General features: G+C 59.1%; 18 protein-coding genes. 4 read left to right on the top strand and 14 right to left on the bottom strand.

Annotated elements, in window-relative coordinates:
- Window positions 1-12 precede the first annotated feature (12 nt).
- The 3 genes from CLM71_RS16500 to CLM71_RS16510 form a co-directional block, all read right to left on the bottom strand.
- Window positions 13-1,392, bottom strand: a complete 1,380-nt coding sequence (locus tag CLM71_RS16500; RefSeq protein WP_105231943.1) for a PTS ascorbate transporter subunit IIC — start codon at window positions 1,390-1,392, stop codon at window positions 13-15.
- Window positions 1,393-1,415: 23 nt separating this feature from the next.
- Window positions 1,416-1,697 carry a PTS sugar transporter subunit IIB gene (locus tag CLM71_RS16505; RefSeq protein ID WP_105231944.1) on the bottom strand — a complete coding sequence of 94 codons (282 nt, stop codon included), beginning with the start codon at window positions 1,695-1,697 and terminating at the stop codon, window positions 1,416-1,418.
- A 92-nt stretch (window positions 1,698-1,789) separates the two neighbouring features.
- Window positions 1,790-2,233: a PTS sugar transporter subunit IIA gene (locus CLM71_RS16510; protein ID WP_105231945.1), complete on the bottom strand. Its 444-nt coding sequence runs from the start codon at window positions 2,231-2,233 to the stop codon at window positions 1,790-1,792.
- A 459-nt stretch (window positions 2,234-2,692) separates the two neighbouring features.
- On the opposite strand from CLM71_RS16510, the gene CLM71_RS16515 reads away from it, so the two are divergent.
- The gene (locus CLM71_RS16515) at window positions 2,693-3,712 is read left to right on the top strand and encodes a LacI family DNA-binding transcriptional regulator (protein WP_105231946.1); all 1,020 of its coding nucleotides are present in this window, start codon (window positions 2,693-2,695) and stop codon (window positions 3,710-3,712) included.
- A gap of 55 nt (window positions 3,713-3,767) precedes the next feature.
- On the opposite strand, the gene yfcD is transcribed toward CLM71_RS16515, so the two are convergent.
- Together yfcD and yfcE are read right to left on the bottom strand one after the other, a co-directional pair.
- Entirely contained in the window at window positions 3,768-4,343 is a 576-nt protein-coding gene (gene yfcD, locus CLM71_RS16520; RefSeq protein ID WP_105231947.1) for an NUDIX hydrolase YfcD, read from the bottom strand.
- 88 nt (window positions 4,344-4,431) lie between these two features.
- Entirely contained in the window at window positions 4,432-4,983 is a 552-nt protein-coding gene (gene yfcE / locus CLM71_RS16525; RefSeq protein WP_105231948.1) for a phosphodiesterase, read from the bottom strand.
- Between the two features lie 264 nt (window positions 4,984-5,247).
- Here yfcE and yfcG point away from each other — a divergent pair, with 264 nt between their 5' ends.
- The 3 genes from yfcG (at window position 5,248) to CLM71_RS16540 (ending at window position 7,314) form a co-directional block, all read left to right on the top strand.
- Complete coding sequence (gene yfcG / locus CLM71_RS16530; RefSeq protein ID WP_105231949.1) at window positions 5,248-5,877, top strand: GSH-dependent disulfide bond oxidoreductase; 630 nt, start codon at window positions 5,248-5,250, stop codon at window positions 5,875-5,877.
- Window positions 5,878-5,997: 120 nt separating this feature from the next.
- A complete protein-coding gene (gene folX, locus CLM71_RS16535) occupies window positions 5,998-6,372 on the top strand; it encodes a dihydroneopterin triphosphate 2'-epimerase (protein ID WP_105231950.1) in 375 nt (124 codons plus the stop codon).
- A gap of 36 nt (window positions 6,373-6,408) precedes the next feature.
- Window positions 6,409-7,314 carry a TIGR01777 family oxidoreductase gene (locus CLM71_RS16540; protein WP_105231951.1) on the top strand — a complete coding sequence of 302 codons (906 nt, stop codon included), beginning with the start codon at window positions 6,409-6,411 and terminating at the stop codon, window positions 7,312-7,314.
- A gap of 19 nt (window positions 7,315-7,333) precedes the next feature.
- On the opposite strand, the gene hisP is transcribed toward CLM71_RS16540, so the two are convergent.
- From hisP to folC, 9 genes are all read right to left on the bottom strand, one after another.
- Window positions 7,334-8,107, bottom strand: coding sequence for a histidine ABC transporter ATP-binding protein HisP (gene hisP / locus CLM71_RS16545; protein WP_105231952.1), 774 nt, complete (start codon window positions 8,105-8,107; stop codon window positions 7,334-7,336).
- A 16-nt stretch (window positions 8,108-8,123) separates the two neighbouring features.
- The gene (locus CLM71_RS16550; RefSeq protein WP_105231953.1) at window positions 8,124-8,831 is read right to left on the bottom strand and encodes an ABC transporter permease; all 708 of its coding nucleotides are present in this window, start codon (window positions 8,829-8,831) and stop codon (window positions 8,124-8,126) included.
- Window positions 8,828-9,514 carry a histidine ABC transporter permease HisQ gene (locus CLM71_RS16555; protein WP_105231954.1) on the bottom strand — a complete coding sequence of 229 codons (687 nt, stop codon included), beginning with the start codon at window positions 9,512-9,514 and terminating at the stop codon, window positions 8,828-8,830. Before CLM71_RS16555 ends, CLM71_RS16550 begins: the two co-directional genes overlap by 4 nt.
- A 103-nt stretch (window positions 9,515-9,617) precedes the next feature.
- Window positions 9,618-10,400, bottom strand: a complete 783-nt coding sequence (gene argT / locus CLM71_RS16560) for a lysine/arginine/ornithine ABC transporter substrate-binding protein ArgT (RefSeq protein ID WP_105231955.1) — start codon at window positions 10,398-10,400, stop codon at window positions 9,618-9,620.
- Window positions 10,401-10,712: 312 nt separating this feature from the next.
- Entirely contained in the window at window positions 10,713-11,285 is a 573-nt protein-coding gene (locus CLM71_RS16565; protein WP_105231956.1) for a UbiX family flavin prenyltransferase, read from the bottom strand.
- Between the two features lie 125 nt (window positions 11,286-11,410).
- A complete protein-coding gene (purF, locus tag CLM71_RS16570) occupies window positions 11,411-12,928 on the bottom strand; it encodes an amidophosphoribosyltransferase (RefSeq protein WP_105231957.1) in 1,518 nt (505 codons plus the stop codon).
- 27 nt (window positions 12,929-12,955) lie between these two features.
- Entirely contained in the window at window positions 12,956-13,456 is a 501-nt protein-coding gene (cvpA, locus tag CLM71_RS16575; protein ID WP_015673187.1) for a colicin V production protein, read from the bottom strand.
- Window positions 13,457-13,702: 246 nt separating this feature from the next.
- Window positions 13,703-14,302 (bottom strand): cell division protein DedD, encoded by a 600-nt coding sequence (dedD, locus tag CLM71_RS16580; protein ID WP_105231958.1) that lies wholly within the window; start codon window positions 14,300-14,302, stop codon window positions 13,703-13,705.
- Entirely contained in the window at window positions 14,303-15,568 is a 1,266-nt protein-coding gene (folC, locus tag CLM71_RS16585) for a bifunctional tetrahydrofolate synthase/dihydrofolate synthase (RefSeq protein WP_105231959.1), read from the bottom strand.
- Window positions 15,569-15,628 lie beyond the last annotated feature (60 nt).

Here is a 15,628-nt window from a genome sequence, read left to right on the forward strand (position 1 = left end):
ATATGGCCCTCACTATTTTTTAACGCCGTCGCCGGAAGGCGCGCCTTTGCGTTTCCCCAGCAGGTTATGCGCCACCAGCAGTGCGAAAATGATCACCACCGTCGCCATAATCGCTTCGGTATTCATAAAGCGCGCCATATTGCCCAGCACGATGCCCAGCACGCCAAAATCGGCGTCGGAGAAAGTGGTGTTGGCAAAACCCAGCGCGCCCAGCACCGGCAGCAGCAGCATCGGCAGGAAAGTAATCAGTACGCCGTTGGCAAACGCCCCCAGCATGGCGCCACGGCGACCGCCGGTGGCGTTACCAAAGACGCCCGCCGTCGCGCCGGTGAAGAAATGCGGCACCACGCCCGGCAGGATCAATACCAGCTTGAACTGTCCCAGCAAGAACAGGCCGACCAGCCCGCCCAGAAAGCTGAACAGGAAGCCGATCAGCACCGCGTTAGGCGCGTAGGGATACACCACCGGGCAGTCCAGCGCCGGGCGCGCATTCGGCACCAGCTTTTCGGAAAAGCCGGTAAACGCCGGCACGATTTCCGCCAGAATCAGGCGCACGCCCTGCAGGATAATAAACACCCCGGCGGCGAAGGTGATGGCCTGAATAATGGAGTACACCAAATAGTTCTGCCCGGCGCTCAGCGCGCTTTCCACATAGCTCTGCCCGGCGCTGATCGCCATGATCAGGTAGATAATGATCATGGTCAGCGAAATGGAGATCGAGCTATCGCGCAGGAAGCTGAGATTTTTCGGCAGGTTCATCTCTTCGGTGGAACGCGAGTTTTTGCCGACGCGGCCGCCAATCCAGCCGGACAGCACATATCCCAGGGTGCCGAAATGACCGAAGGCGATATCATCATTGCCGGTAATCCGCCGCATATAGCGCTGGGCAATGGCGGGGAAAAACGCCATCACCAAACCCAGCGTCAGGGCGCCGGTAAACACCAGCGGGATCCCCTCAAAGCCGGCCACCGACAGAATGATGCTGATCATGCAGGCCATATAGAAGGTGTGATGACCGGTAAGAAAAATGTATTTCAGCCGGGTAAAGCGGGCGACGATAATATTCGCCACCATGCCAAACGCCATAATCAATGCGGTAGAGGCCCCGTACTTCTCCAGCGCAATAGAAACGATCGCCTCATTATTCGGAATGATGCCCTGGATATTAAATGCGTGTTCAAACATCCCCCCCAGCGGATTCAGCGAGCTGACTAATACGCTCGCGCCGCCGCCCAATACAATAAAACCGAGAATAGTTTTTACCGTGCCCTTTACCACATCGGAAAACGATTTTTTCTGCGCTAATAAACCAATCAGCGCAATAACCCCCACCAGCACCGCAGGGACTTTTAATATATCAACCACAAATCTGAGCGTTTCCTGGATAAACATATCCACCTCGCCAATTGCGTTGCTTAGATAATGGAGTGCGCAATAAAGTAAGCGCGCAGTTTGTTTTCCAGCTCGTTAATATCAATGATATTGCTGATGACCACGAGCTGATCTGCCGGCACGCTGGCGCTGTCGGCGATATCTTTTGCCATCACAAAAATATCGGCGGCGCCCGGCGTGGCGGAGGAAAGATCCGAGTGCTCCACCTCTGCCTCAACCGCCATTTTTTTCAGTACCTTTTTAATATTCATTTCCACCATAAAGCTACTGCCGAGGCCGGAACCGCAAATTGCCATAATCTTCATTATTTTCACCTGTCAAATTTTAAGCGTAGGGTAAGGCCGCAGAAATTATTCTGCGCTGGGTCTTTTCCGGTAAGGATAAATAAACCTGGGAATTAATAGCGGGCGATAATCTCCTCAATCTGTTTTATATCGGTGGCGCCGAATAACGCACTCATCGCCCGTTCATCGGCAAATAATTCCGCCAACTGCGCAATCAGTTCGATATGGCTGTCACCATCCGGCGCCGACAGCATCACCACCACAAACACCGGGTCGTTGTCCTGTGAATGGAAACGCACGCCCTGATGCAGCTTCAGCAGCGACAGGCCGAGCGCCTTTGCCCCCTCTTCCGGTCTGGCGTGGGGCATGGCGATGCCGGGCGCCAGCACAAAATAGGGTCCCAGCGTCTGATACTGACGAAAGATCGCCGTCAGATAGTCGGCGCTGATGATCCCGCCCCGCAGCAAAGGCTGCGCGCTCAGCGTTATCGCCTGCCGCCAGTCTTCCACCTGCTCGCACAGCTGGATATGCTCTGCCTTCAGCCAGTCTTTCAGCACATCTCCTCCTTCAGCCCGATACAGCGTCGCCGTCGACGCCCGTTTGCCCGGGCAACGAAGAAACTTTAATCAACGTTTTTACGCCTCACTGTGATAAAGATCTCAAAGATAGCGCTACCAAAACGTTATCGCCCGGTTCTGTGATAGCGCTATCAAAAAAATGCAGCGCCGCTGCCGTTGTCGCACAGTTTTTTATCGCTGATGGAAGGAACGCGTTAAAATGGATCCCATACCGGGATAGTAAGGGTCAGTGACAGCGCTTCTTACAGCCACATTCACTTGGCGCCTATCCCATTAGGCCATTTTACCGTTTAGCCCTGGGCAGGGCTCAGAACCCCCACGTACCCTGTGTACGCTCCGGTTCTTCCGCGCTGTCCGTGGCCAGACTGTCGGTAACATTTAACGCCTACTGGGGTTGGCGCTTATGCGCACGATGCGCATTTTCAGTCGGGATTACGCATGTCGATCGGTAAAAAACGCCGCAGTACCGGCAGGGTTACGCTGGCCGAGGTCGCCCAGCTGGCAGGCGTCGGCACCATGACGGTGTCGCGCGCGTTACGCACGCCGGAACAGGTTTCAGACAAACTGAGAGAGAAAATTGAAGCGGCGGTCAATGAGCTGGGCTACCTGCCCAATCTGGCCGCCAGTTCGCTGGCGTCGGCGTCGTCTTATACCATCGCCATGGTGGTGCCGAGTTTTTCGGAGTCCGGCTGCGCCGAGATGTTCGCCGGCCTGCAGCAGGTGCTGCAGCCGGCGGGTTATCAGATCATGCTGGCGGAGTCGCAGCACTATCCGGAACGTGAAGAGAAACTGCTGACCACCCTGCTGTCCTACAATCTGGCGGCGGCGGTGCTGCTCAGCGTCGAACACTCGCCGACCACCCGTCAGGCGCTGCAGGCCGCCAATATCCCGGTGGTGGAAATCGGCGCCCTGCGCGATGACCCGATCGATATCACCATCGGCATCGATTATGTCGCCGCCATGTACCAGTTAACCCACACGCTGATCGCCGGCGGCTATCAGAATATCGGCCTGCTGTGCGCCAACCAGGAGCAGTGGATTTTCCAGCAGCATCTGCAGGGTTGGCATCAGGCGCTGCTGCGCAGCCATATGTCGCCGCACCGGGTGATCAACGCCGCACAGCCCGCCAGTTTCGCCACCGGCGCTCACCAGCTGCCGGAGTTTTTGCTGGCCTGGCCGGAGCTGGACGCCCTGGTATGCGCCTCGGACGAGCTGGCCTGCGGCGCGCTGTATGAATGCCAGCGCCGGCACGTCAAGGTGCCGGAACAGCTGGCGGTGGTCGGCTTCGGCAACAGCGAGGTCAGCCGGGTCTGCCAGCCGCCGTTGACCACCATGACGGTGCCGCACCGGGAGATCGGCATTCAGGCCGGCAAGGCGCTGCTGGCGCGGCTGAATGATCAGGAATGGCATGCTGAAGGTTCGCTGCCCTCAACGCTGTGCCGCCGCGACAGCTGCTGAAAACGACAACGCCGGTCAGAAGACCGGCGTTATACTTTAATATATCCGTGCAAAATCAGGCGTTTTCCGCGCCGTCCTCCGGCTTTTCCGCCCGCGCCAGCGGCTTGCCGTAATCCTGTTCGTTGTTGCGTGTCAGCCACAGCGACAGCGCTTTCAGCGAATCCGGTGTAAAGTCGTCGCAGCGCGCGGTGATCTCTTCCGGCGTCAGCCAGGTCACCTCCACCACCTCTTCTTCCTGCAGCGCAAACGGCCCGTGTGATACGCAGCTGAACAGCGCGCCCCAGACGCGGCACTGCTCCTCTTCAAAATAGAACTGGCCGTGCTCGGCGAACGGCACGCCGGCAATCCCCAGCTCTTCCTCCGCTTCACGGCGTGCGGAGTCCAGCACGTTCTCGCCGCTTTGCACCACGCCGCCGGCGGTCGCATCCAGCCGTCCCGGATAGATATCCTTAGAATCGGTACGGCGCTGAACCAGTATTTTCCCCATCCCATCATGCACCACAATATAGGTCGCACGATGGCGTAGCCGTTCCGCACGCATCTGTTGACGACTGGATTGAGCAATCACCTCATTTTGCTCGTTGACGATATCAACCCACTCGCTCGCTGCAGCCTGATCCTGTTCCGCCATCCTATAAAACCTTCTATTTTGGCGCGAGGGTCATCGCGCGCTGGTTGACCAATTAGCCGTATTCAATGATTCTTATTGTGTGTATAAATTAGTGCGTTAATGCCGCCTCTGCAACAACCTCGCCGCCGTGCAGCGTGACCACGCGCAAAGTCTGGTCCTCCAGCATGCCGTAGCTGGCCGGAAAGCCGCCTTTAGGCAAACTGACTGACCCCGGATTAAAGCAATAAATCTCCCCGCAGCGCTGTGCCTGCGGCAGGTGCGTATGGCCGTAAGCCAGCACGTCCCCGGCCGATAACGGCGGCAGTGCGGAGGGATGATAAAGGTGACCGTGGGTTAAAAACAATCGTCTTTTTTGCCATAGCACCTGTTGCCAAGGCGCATCCATCGGGAAAGACAGCAGCATCTGATCGACCTCGCTGTCGCAATTGCCCCGAACGGCGATGATCTTTTGCGCATAGCGATTCAATTGTTCGGCAACCTGCGCCGGCTGGTAACCGTCCGGCAGCGCGTTGCGCGGGCCGTGATTCAGCAAATCGCCCAGCAAAATCAGCCAGTCGGCGCCCTGTTGTGCAAACAGCTCCAGCACCCTGGCCGTCGCCGGCAGCGAACCGTGCAGGTCCGAGGCAAACATCAGTTTCATCCCCTTTCCTCCTTTCTGCGAAACAGGCGCTATTTTAGCGTAGAACAGACGGTTAAAAAAACACGCGCCAACAGGGGCGGCCAATTTCCGAAAATGGCGATGATCGTCTAAGCTGGACTGCGGGTCGTCTGCGATCGACGCTGACGCGCCGCCGGGTTTAATGGACAAACCGGCGCAACAGTATAAGAATGATCTCATGGCTCACACGCTGCCGACTGGTTCATGCTTCATCTTATCATGATGTTTTACAAGGAGTATTAGAGTATGATTGACCTGTATTACGCCCCTACTCCCAACGGTCACAAGATCACGCTGTTTCTGGAAGAAGTGGGCTTACCCTACCGCCTGCATCCCATCAATATCAGCGCCGGCGAACAGTTCAACCCCGAATTTTTGGCGATTTCCCCGAACAATAAAATTCCCGCCATTGTCGATCAGCAGCCGGTAGACGGCGGCGACCCCATTTCCCTGTTTGAATCCGGCGAAATTCTGCTGTACCTGGCGGAGAAGACCGGCAAACTGCTGAGCAAGGGCCTGCGTGAACGCGCCGCCACTCTGCAGTGGCTGTTCTGGCAGGTTGCCGGTTTCGGGCCGATGCTCGGGCAAAATCACCACTTCAACCATTACGCGCCGCAGCCGGTGCCTTACGCCATCGAGCGTTATCATCTGGAAACCAAACGCCTGTACGGCGTGCTGGAAGCCGAACTGCAGAAACACCCGTATCTCGGCGGCGACAACTACAGCATTGCCGATATCGCCACCTATCCGTGGGTCGTCTCTCATCCACGCCAGCGCATCGATCTGGCCGACTTCCCGGCGGTACGCAACTGGTTCGAACGCATCAGCAACCGTCCGGCCACCGAACGCGCCTACAAGCTGGCCGATCCGGCGTAATCTTCCCCTGCCGGCGCGGTTTCCTGCCGCAGCCGGCAGAGTTTCCCCCCACGCCGTTATCATTTCCCTACTTTCCGTGTATTCTGGACGCAAATAATCAGATTATATGGAGAACCGCTGATGTCATTTAGCCAACCCGACGCCGTCATTCGCATAAAGAACCTGCGGCTGCGCACGTTTATCGGGATCAAGGAAGAAGAGATTAACAACCGGCAAGATGTACTGATCAACGTCGAGATCCACTACCCGGCCGACCAGGCACGCAACAGCGAAGATATCGCCGACGCGCTCAACTACCGCACCATCACCAAGGCCATCATCCGTCACGTGGAAGATAACCGCTTCGCGCTGCTGGAAAAATTAACCCAGGATGTGCTCGATATCGTGAAACAACATCCGTGGGTGACCTATGCTGAGGTAGAGATCGATAAACTACTGGCCCTGCGCTACGCCGATTCGGTGTCGATGACCATGAGCTATCGTCGGGAAAGGTAAACGCGCCAGGCAGGGCCGCCAGGGGGAGTATCCACCATGCATATCCTGATTACCGGCGCGACCGGGCTTATCGGCCGCCGCCTGACGCAGCGTCTGCTGGCCCTTTCCCACTCGGTGAGCGTGCTGACCCGCGACGTGGCGCGCGCACGCGGCCTGTTCGGCGAGCATGTCGACTACTGGCCCTCACTGCAGGATAAGCCGTCCCTCGACGGCATTGACGCGGTCATTAATCTGGCCGGCGAACCGATCGCCGATAAACGCTGGAGCAAAGCGCAGAAGGCGCGCCTGTGCCACAGCCGCTGGGATCTGACCGAACGGCTGGCGGCGCTGATCCACGTCAGCGAACGGCCGCCGGCGGTGCTGATTTCCGGTTCTGCGGTGGGCTATTACGGCGATCAGGATCAGGCGGTGGTGACCGAAGAGGAAGCGCCGCACGACGAATTCACTCACCGGCTCTGTCAGCGTTGGGAAGCGCTGGCGCTGCGGGCGCAAAGTAACGGCACGCGGGTGTGCCTGCTGCGCACCGGCGTGGTGCTGGCCCCGCACGGCGGCGCGCTGGCGAAGATGCTGCCGCCTTTCCGCCTGGGACTTGGCGGCCCGATCGGCAACGGCCGGCAGTATCTGCCGTGGATTCATCTTGACGATATGGTCAGCGGCATTCTGTTTCTGCTCGACCCCCCCACTCTGAGCGGCCCGTTCAATATGGTCGCCCCCTATCCGGCGCATAATGAACAGTTTGCCGCCCTGCTGGCCAAAACGCTGGGGCGTCCGGCCTGGCTGCGCATGCCGGCCTGGGCGATCAGGCTGATGATGGGCGAAGCGGCGGTGCTGGTGCTGGGCGGCCAGCACGCGGTGCCCAAGCGGCTGGAAGATGCCGGCTTCCGCTTCCGGTATGTCGACCTGGAGCAGGCGCTGGCATCGGTGATTCAGCCGCCGGCCTAGCCGCCGCGCCGCCGTGGGATTACTTCAGCGCTCCTGACAGAAACTGCCGCAGGCGCGGGCTTTGCGGGTTATCGAACAGCTGCGCCGGCGGCCCCTGTTCTTCAATCAGCCCCTGGTGCAGGAAAATCACCTGATTGGAGACATGGCGGGCAAACTCCATTTCGTGCGTCACCACCACCATGGTTTTCCCCTCCTCCGCCAGTTGCTGCATGATGCGCAGCACCTCGCCCACCAGCTCCGGATCCAGCGCCGACGTTGGTTCGTCAAACAGCAGCACCTCCGGCTCCATCGCCAGCGCACGGGCGATGGAAACGCGCTGCTGCTGGCCGCCGGAGAGATGCACCGGATACTTGGCGCGCGCCCGCTGATCGATGCCGACCTTGTCCAGATAGCGCTCCGCGCGCTGCCGCGCCTCCTGTTTACTCAGCCCCAGCACCTGCACCGGCGCCTCCATTACGTTTTCCAGCACCGTCATATGGCTCCACAGGTTAAAGTGCTGAAACACCATCGTCAGCCGGGTGCGCAGCAGCTGCAGCTGTTTTTTATCGGCCACCTGCAGCTGGCCGTCTTTATCGCGCACCATGCGGATATCTTCATTATTCAGGCTGATACTGCCGGCGCAGGGCTGCTCCAGAAAGTTGATACAACGCAGAAAGGTGCTCTTGCCAGAGCCGGAAGAGCCGATGATGCTGATCACGTCACCGGCGTTGGCCGCCAGCGATACGCCCTTCAGCACCTCATGGTCGCCATAGCGTTTGTGCAGATCGCTGACGGCTAATTTAATCTCAGACATGATGTTCTTCCGTTTTTTATCGGTGAGTCACGTGCGCCATCCAGCGTTTTTCCGCCTTGCGGAACAGGCTGATCAACGTGTAGGAAATCGCCAGATACAGCACCGCGGCGATGCCGAACGCGTAAAACGGCTGATAGGTCGCCGCGTTGATATCGCGGGCCACTTTCAGCAGGTCCGGCACGGTGGCGGTAAACGCCAGCGCGGTGGAGTGCAGCATCAGAATCACTTCATTACTGTAGGCCGGCAGCGCGGTGCGCAGCGCCGAAGGCAGAATAATGCAGCGGTACAGTTTGAAGCGCGAAAAGCCGTAGGCGTTGGCTGCTTCAATTTCTCCGTGCGGCACCGCGCGGATCGCGCCGGCGAAAATCTCGGTGGTGTAGGCGCAGGTATTCAGCGTCAGCGCCAGAATGGTGCAGTTCAGCCCGCTGCGGAAAAAGGCATTGAGCAATTCACTGCCGCGCACCATCTCCAGGCTGTACATGCCGGAGTAAAACACCAGCAGCTGCACATACAGCGGCGTGCCGCGAAAGACATAGGTATACAGCCACACCGGGAAGCGTAGCCAGCGCCGGGAAGAGACGCGCGCCACCGCCATCGGAATCGACAGCAGCCCGCCCATCACCACCGAACTTATCAGCAGCCACAGCGTCACCGCCACGCCGGTAAAACGGTAGCCGTCGCTCCACAGCAGCGACTGCCAATACTGTTGCAGGATCTCCATCATAGCTCGGCCCTCTTGACGCCTAATGAGTAACGCCGCTCGAGCCACAGCAGGACGCCGTTAGAGACGGTGGTAAACAGCAGGTACACCGCGCCGGCCACCAACGCGTAAAAGAAGGGTTGATAGGTGCCCTTGCCCGCCAGCTGGGTCGCCTTCACCACGTCATTCAGACCGAGGATCGACACCAGCGCCGTCGCCTTCAGCACCACCTGCCAGTTATTGCCGATACCCGGCAGAGCAAAACGCATCATCGCCGGAAATAGAATGCGGCGAAACGTCTGCCCGCCGCTGAAGCCATAGGCGGTCGCCGCCTCAATCTGCCCGCGCGGCACCGCCAGATAGGCGCCGCGGAAAGTTTCGGTAAAGTAGGCGCCGTAAATAAAGCCCAGCGTAATAATGCCCGCCGTCAGCGGATCGATATCGATCTGCGCCATACCCAGCGCCTCGGTCAGGCTGTTTAACACGATCTGCAGGCCGTAGAAGATCAGCAGCATCAGCACCAGATCGGGCACGCCGCGGATCAGCGTGGTATAGGCGCCGAACAGCGAGGCCAGCAGACGGTTTTTGGAGAGTTTGCCGCCGGCGCCGATCAGGCCAATCGCCACCGCCAGCAGAACGGAACTGAGCGCCAGCTCCAGCGTCACCAGCGCGCCCTCAAATATCAGTTGGGAATAACCTTGCAGCATGTACCTCATCCTGTCGTCAGTAGGCGTAAGCAATCCCCGCCGGACAGCCACGGGCGGGCGCAGCACGCTGCGCCGCCACGGCTACCGGCAGGCGAACGGGCGGTCAGCCGCCGTAGACGTCAAAATCGAAGTATTTTTTCGCAAACTTATCGTAGGTGCCATCTTTGCGCATTTCAGCAAAGGCCTTATCCAGCGCCGCCTTCAGCTCGGTATCCGCCTTGCGCAGCCCCATGCCGGTGCCGACGCCGAAGAATTTGTCATCCTTCACCGATTCACCGGCAAACGCGTAATCTTTGCCCGGCGGCTGCTTCAGGAAGCCGTCGCTGCCGGCCACTTCGTCCTGGAAGGCGGCGTCAATACGGCCGGAGGCCAGATCGGCGTACACCAGATCCTGGTTCTGATACGGCACCACGGTCACCCCTTTCGGCTGCCAGTAGGCGTTGGCATAGGCTTCCTGCGTGGTGCCCTGCAGCACCCCGACGCTCTTGCCGCGCAGGGATTCCACCGTCGGCAGCAGCTTCGAGCCTTTCGGCGCGATCAGGCGGGCGTTGGCAGCAAACAGCTTGTCGGTAAAGGCGATTTCCTGCTGGCGTTTTTCGGTAATCGACAGCGATGAAATGATGGCATCAATTTTTTTGGCTTTCAGCGATGGGATCAGTGCGTCGAAATCGCTTTCGACGAAAGTACATTTGGTGTTGATGCGTTTGCATAACTCTTTGGCCAGATCGATATCAAAACCGACCAGCTCGCCGTTGGCATCTTTGGATTCAAATGGTGCATAGGTCGGATCGGTGCCGATCTTCAGCGTCGACGGGATGGCGGCCAATGCGCCGTTCGCCGCAGCCAGGGCCATAACCAGCGGAAGAACCTTAACCAGCTTTTTCATACATTACCCTCAAATTGATTTTATTTTTTTGATGCCTTGCGGGAAGCGTGCCCCACCGAATCAATATCAATTTGCAGTAATCGTGCCACATTGCATGCGTCAGGCCACGGAGGGAACGGCTCCGCCCTGCGCAAAACTGTTTCCTGGACGAGAACCGCAAAATGAAACCGGCCGTTCGGGCCGCGCCACGGGCAACGACAGGATGCCCATACCATGAAACAGCGAGCGTGGTGAAACGGCCCCATTATAGTGCGGGCCGCGCATCAATACAGTGCGTTGTTGCACAAATGTGCAAATTTGGGGGTGTGTTTGTTAATTTGCGCCTTGCCAGCGGGTGAATAAATCCTGGGGCAGTTCAATGTCAAACTGGTCAATCACGCGGTTAACCGTCTGATCGATAATGTCTTCCACGCTGGTCGGCCGGTGATAGAAGGCCGGCACCGGCGGCATCAGCAGCGCGCCCATCTCCGCCGCCTGGGTCATCAGACGCAGATGCCCCAGGTGCAGCGGCGTTTCACGCACGCACAGCACCAGACGCCGCTGCTCTTTCAGCACCACGTCGGCGGCGCGCGTCAGCAGACCGTCGCTGTAGCTGTTGACGATACCGGACAGTGTCTTGATCGAACAGGGCAAAATCACCATGCCCAGCGTTTTGAAGGAGCCGGAAGAGATGCTGGCGGCGATATCGCGCGAGTCGTGCACCACATCGGCCAGCACCTGCACCTCACGCAGGCTGAACGCGGTTTCCAGCGCCAGCGTCTGCCGGGCGGCGTTGCTCATCACCAAATGGGTTTCCACCTCCGCCACGTCGCGCAGCACCTGCAGCAGGCGTACGCCGTAGATAGCGCCGCTGGCGCCGGAAATGCCGATGATGAGTCGTTTCATGAAGGGTCTCTGCCAAAAATTCCAAGGGTCGCAGCAACTTTGCCGTAATCACGGCGGATAAGCAAGGTTCAGGCGGGAACGATGCGCCGCGGCGGTGCACGGCGCATCGGTATGGCGAGGCAGGCTTAGCCTTCGTTATGGATTTCCAGATTCTCCGCTTCGGCCTGGCCGCGCAGCGCTTTGGCGTCATCGTTACGCAGCGACTCCAGGTACTCCAGATACCCCTGATCGACGTCTTTGGTGACGTAAATACCGTCGAATACCGAGCATTCGAACTGGGTAATATCCGGGTTTTCCTCACGCACCGCGTCGATAAGGTCGCTCAGGTCCTGGAAAATCAGCCCGTCGGCGCCGATGATCTGTCGGATTTCATCCACTTCGCGGCCGTGGGCGATCAGCTCATTGGCGCTTGGCATATCGATGCCGTAGACGTTCGGGAAGCGGACTTCCGGCGCGGCGGAGGCCAGATAGACGCGCTTGGCGCCGGCGTCGCGCGCCATCTCGACGATCTGCTCGGAGGTGGTGCCACGCACGATGGAGTCATCCACCAGCAGCACGTTTTTGTCGCGGAACTCTGCACGGTTGGCGTTCAGCTTGCGGCGTACCGACTGGCGGCGCGCCTGCTGGCCCGGCATGATAAAGGTGCGGCCGACGTAGCGGTTTTTCACAAAACCCTGACGATACGGTTTATCCAGAATACGCGCGATCTCCAGAGCGATATCGCAGGAGGTTTCCGGGATCGGGATCACCACGTCAATGTCCAGATCTTCCCACTCGCGTGCGATCTTCTCGCCCAGCTTCTGGCCCATGCGCACGCGCGCACTGTATACCGAGATCTTGTCCATAAAGGAGTCAGGACGGGCAAAGTAGACATATTCAAACAGGCACGGGTTGGTTTTCGGGTTCTCGGCGCACTGGCGGGTAAACAGCTGGCCTTTTTCCGTCACGTACACCGCTTCGCCCGGCGCCACGTCACGCAGGAACTCAAAGCCCAGCGTATCCAGCGCCACGCTTTCGGAGGCCACCATATACTCGTTGCGGCCATCCTCCAGCGCGCGTTTGCCGATCACCAGCGGACGGATGCCGTTAGGGTCGCGGAACGCCACCAGACCGTGGCCGATAATCATCGCCACGCAGGCGTAAGCGCCGCGCAGTTGCTGATGCACCGCCGCCACGGCGGTAAAGATATTGTCGGATTCCAACGGATAGTGCGGGAAACGATCCAGCTCGGCGGCCAGCACGTTAAGCAGAATTTCGGAATCGGAGGTGGTGTTGATATGACGGCGGCCGCTTTCAAACAGCTGCTGCCGCAGTTCATGCGCGTTGGTCAGGTTACCGTTGTGAGCCAGCGTAATGCCGAACGGTGAGTTCACGTAAAAAGGCTGGGCCTCTGAGGCGCTGGAGCTGCCGGCCGTAGGGTAACGCACATGGCCGATCCCCATATTACCCTGCAGGCGCTGCATATGCCGTGCTTCAAAAACATCCTTCACCAGACCGTTCGCCTTACGCAAACGGAAGCCGTTATGGGCATCGATGGTGACGATGCCGGCGGCATCCTGGCCACGGTGCTGCAGCACCGTCAACGCATCATAAATCGACTGGTTTACCGGCATAAAACCGGCGATACCGACAATACCGCACATGTTGTCTTTTCCTCTAAGCCTAAGCCGCTACCGCCCCGGTAAGTGAGACGGTAAGAAACTCGACGTGCTTTGCAGGTAGTCAAAGAACCACCTGATGATGTAGCTGAACTGGGGAATCAGCTGCGACTGCTTCCAGTCTTCACTTTGCGAGAAGCCGGTAAAACTGTCGAGGAAGAACAGTATCGCGGCGACAATCAACACGCCGCGCAATGCGCCGAAGCAGATGCCCAGCACCCGATCGGTTCCTGACAGCCCGGTCTTTTCGACCAGCGAACTGATCACGTAGTTCACTATCGCCCCCACGATCAGGGTCGCGATAAACAAAATCGCAATCGCGATGCCGTTTCGCACCAGTTCATCGTCAAAACGGGTGAAGTAGACGGCGAGGTAAGAATAAAAATGGCTGGCGACAAAAAACGCACATCCCCATGTCACAAGTGACAATGCTTCGCGAACAAACCCTCGGATCAGGCTCACCAGAGCCGAAAATCCAATTACCGCAATAATGACGTAATCAATCCAGACCATGACCATTCCAATAATGAAATGCCCCGCACGTCCCCTCATCCTTCCGGCTGTCGCACAGCGGCCACAGCCCGAATGCACTGGGGTATTTCCCATGCGCGGCGAATTCTAACAGAAAAAGAAAACGTTTGCGTAGGGGATTTCCCTCGCAATTTACAAATAAAAAGCGGCGATAAAAAAATTCTCAATCGCCGCGCCTACATAGCTGATTCTTCTGCCCCGCCTTGCAAACGCGGCAGAAGAATGGGGTTAACGCGCGCTGTACGGCTTCACCTGCCCGTTCAACCCGCTGAGCGAATTGAGCGCCGACAGCGACGACTGCAGCTTCTGCTTCGAGGCGTCCGGACCGACGTAAATACGGGTGATCTGCCCCTGCACCGGCGTAGACGGCACGGTAAAGGCGCGATAGCCGGACAGACGCAGCGACGCGACGATCTCGTTAACCTTGGCGGCGTTTTTCAGCGCCCCCAACTGCACCACATAGGCCTGACCGGACGGCGCTTTCTCAGCCGGTTTTGGCTGCGGCGCTGGCGAAGGCGTCGTCACCGCCGGCGGCGGCGCGGTGTTCTGCTGCGGCTGAGTCACCGCCTGCTGCGTCGCCGCCTCGTTGGCCGCCTGCTGCTCCATCAACGCCCCGGTGCCCGCCGGCGGCTGCGACGGCAGCGGCTGGCTCACTGGCGGAATGGCGTCGTTTTCCCGCGCATCGCCCGGCTTCGGCACCAGCGGGATCGCGGCGAATTCGTCCTCATAATGTTTTTTCTTACCGTCCAGCAGACCTGGCAGGATAATCACCCCCAGGGCCACTAACACTACGGTACCGACCAATCGGTTCTGAAATTTACTTGCCACTCACTCTCCCCGCATCTCGTCTAACGCCGCCATGACCTGCGCGACGGTGTGGAACGATCCACAGACGATCACAATATCCTGATTATCCGCATCCTGCATCGCCTGTCGCCAGGCGCTTTCAACATCGGTGAAAGAGCGCGGCTGCGGCAGATGCTGCGCCAGCTGCTCTACGCTGGCGCCGCGCGGCCCGTCCAGCGGCGCACAGTACCATTCATCCACCTGCGGCAGCAGGCAGGCCAGCGTACCGGCAATATCTTTGTCCGCCAGCATGCCGACCACCGCGCGCACCTTGCCGCCATCGTGCGGCAGCTGCGCCAGCCGCCCGGCCAGATAGCCGGCGGCGTGCGGATTGTGCGCCACGTCAAGGATCAGCCGCGGCGACTGCTGCACGGTCTGGAAACGCCCCGGCAGCGTCGCCTGCTGCAACCCGGCGAAAATGGCGCGCTCGTCAATTTCCAACGCGGAATAGTGCAGCGCCGCCAGCGCCGTACCGGCGTTGGCCAGCGGCACGTTGGGCCTCGGCAGGTCGCTCAGCGTGGTGCCTTCACTGCGCCATTGCCAGCGCTCGCCCTGCTCGCTGAACGTCCAGGCATCGCCTCGGCGATACAGCTGCGCCCCCAGCGTTTCCGCCACCTGACGGATCGAATCCGGCATATCTGGCTCGCCGACTACCGCCGGCTTGCCGCCGCGGAAAATACCGGCTTTTTCCCGGCCGATGCTGTCGCGATCGTCGCCCAGCCAGTCGGTGTGGTCGAGCGCGATGCTGGTGACCACCGCAACGTCCGGGTTGACGATATTAGTGGCGTCCAGCCGCCCGCCGAGGCCAACTTCCAGGATCACCACGTCCAGCCTGGCCTGACGGAACAGTTGCAGGGCCGACAGCGTGCCGAATTCAAAATAGGTCAGGGAAGTGTCGCCGCGTCCGGCTTCAATGGCGGCAAACGAGCGGCAGTGCTCCGCTTCGCTCAACTCTTCCCCCTGAATACGCACCCGTTCGGTATAGCGCACCAGATGCGGCGAGCTGTAAACGCCGACGCGCAGGCCGGCCGCCAGCAAAATGGCCTCCAGCGTGCGACAGGTGGTGCCTTTGCCGTTGGTGCCGGCAACGGTGAACACCGTCGGGGCCGGAGTAAGAAGATCAAGATGCGCTGCAACGCTTTGCACGCGTTCCAGGCCGAGTTCGATCGCCTGACTGTGCAGACGTTCCAGATAGTAAAGCCACGAGCTCAATGGCGACGTGGCTTGAGGAATTTGGTGGTTTTGCATGAGTCCCATCACTGAACTTGGGTTCATTAATCCATCAGGGCACCACCCTCACCGCGGGAA

Source organism: Serratia sp. MYb239, from assembly GCF_002966855.1.
GTDB classification, from domain to species: Bacteria; Pseudomonadota; Gammaproteobacteria; order Enterobacterales; family Enterobacteriaceae; genus Serratia_B; species Serratia_B rhizosphaerae.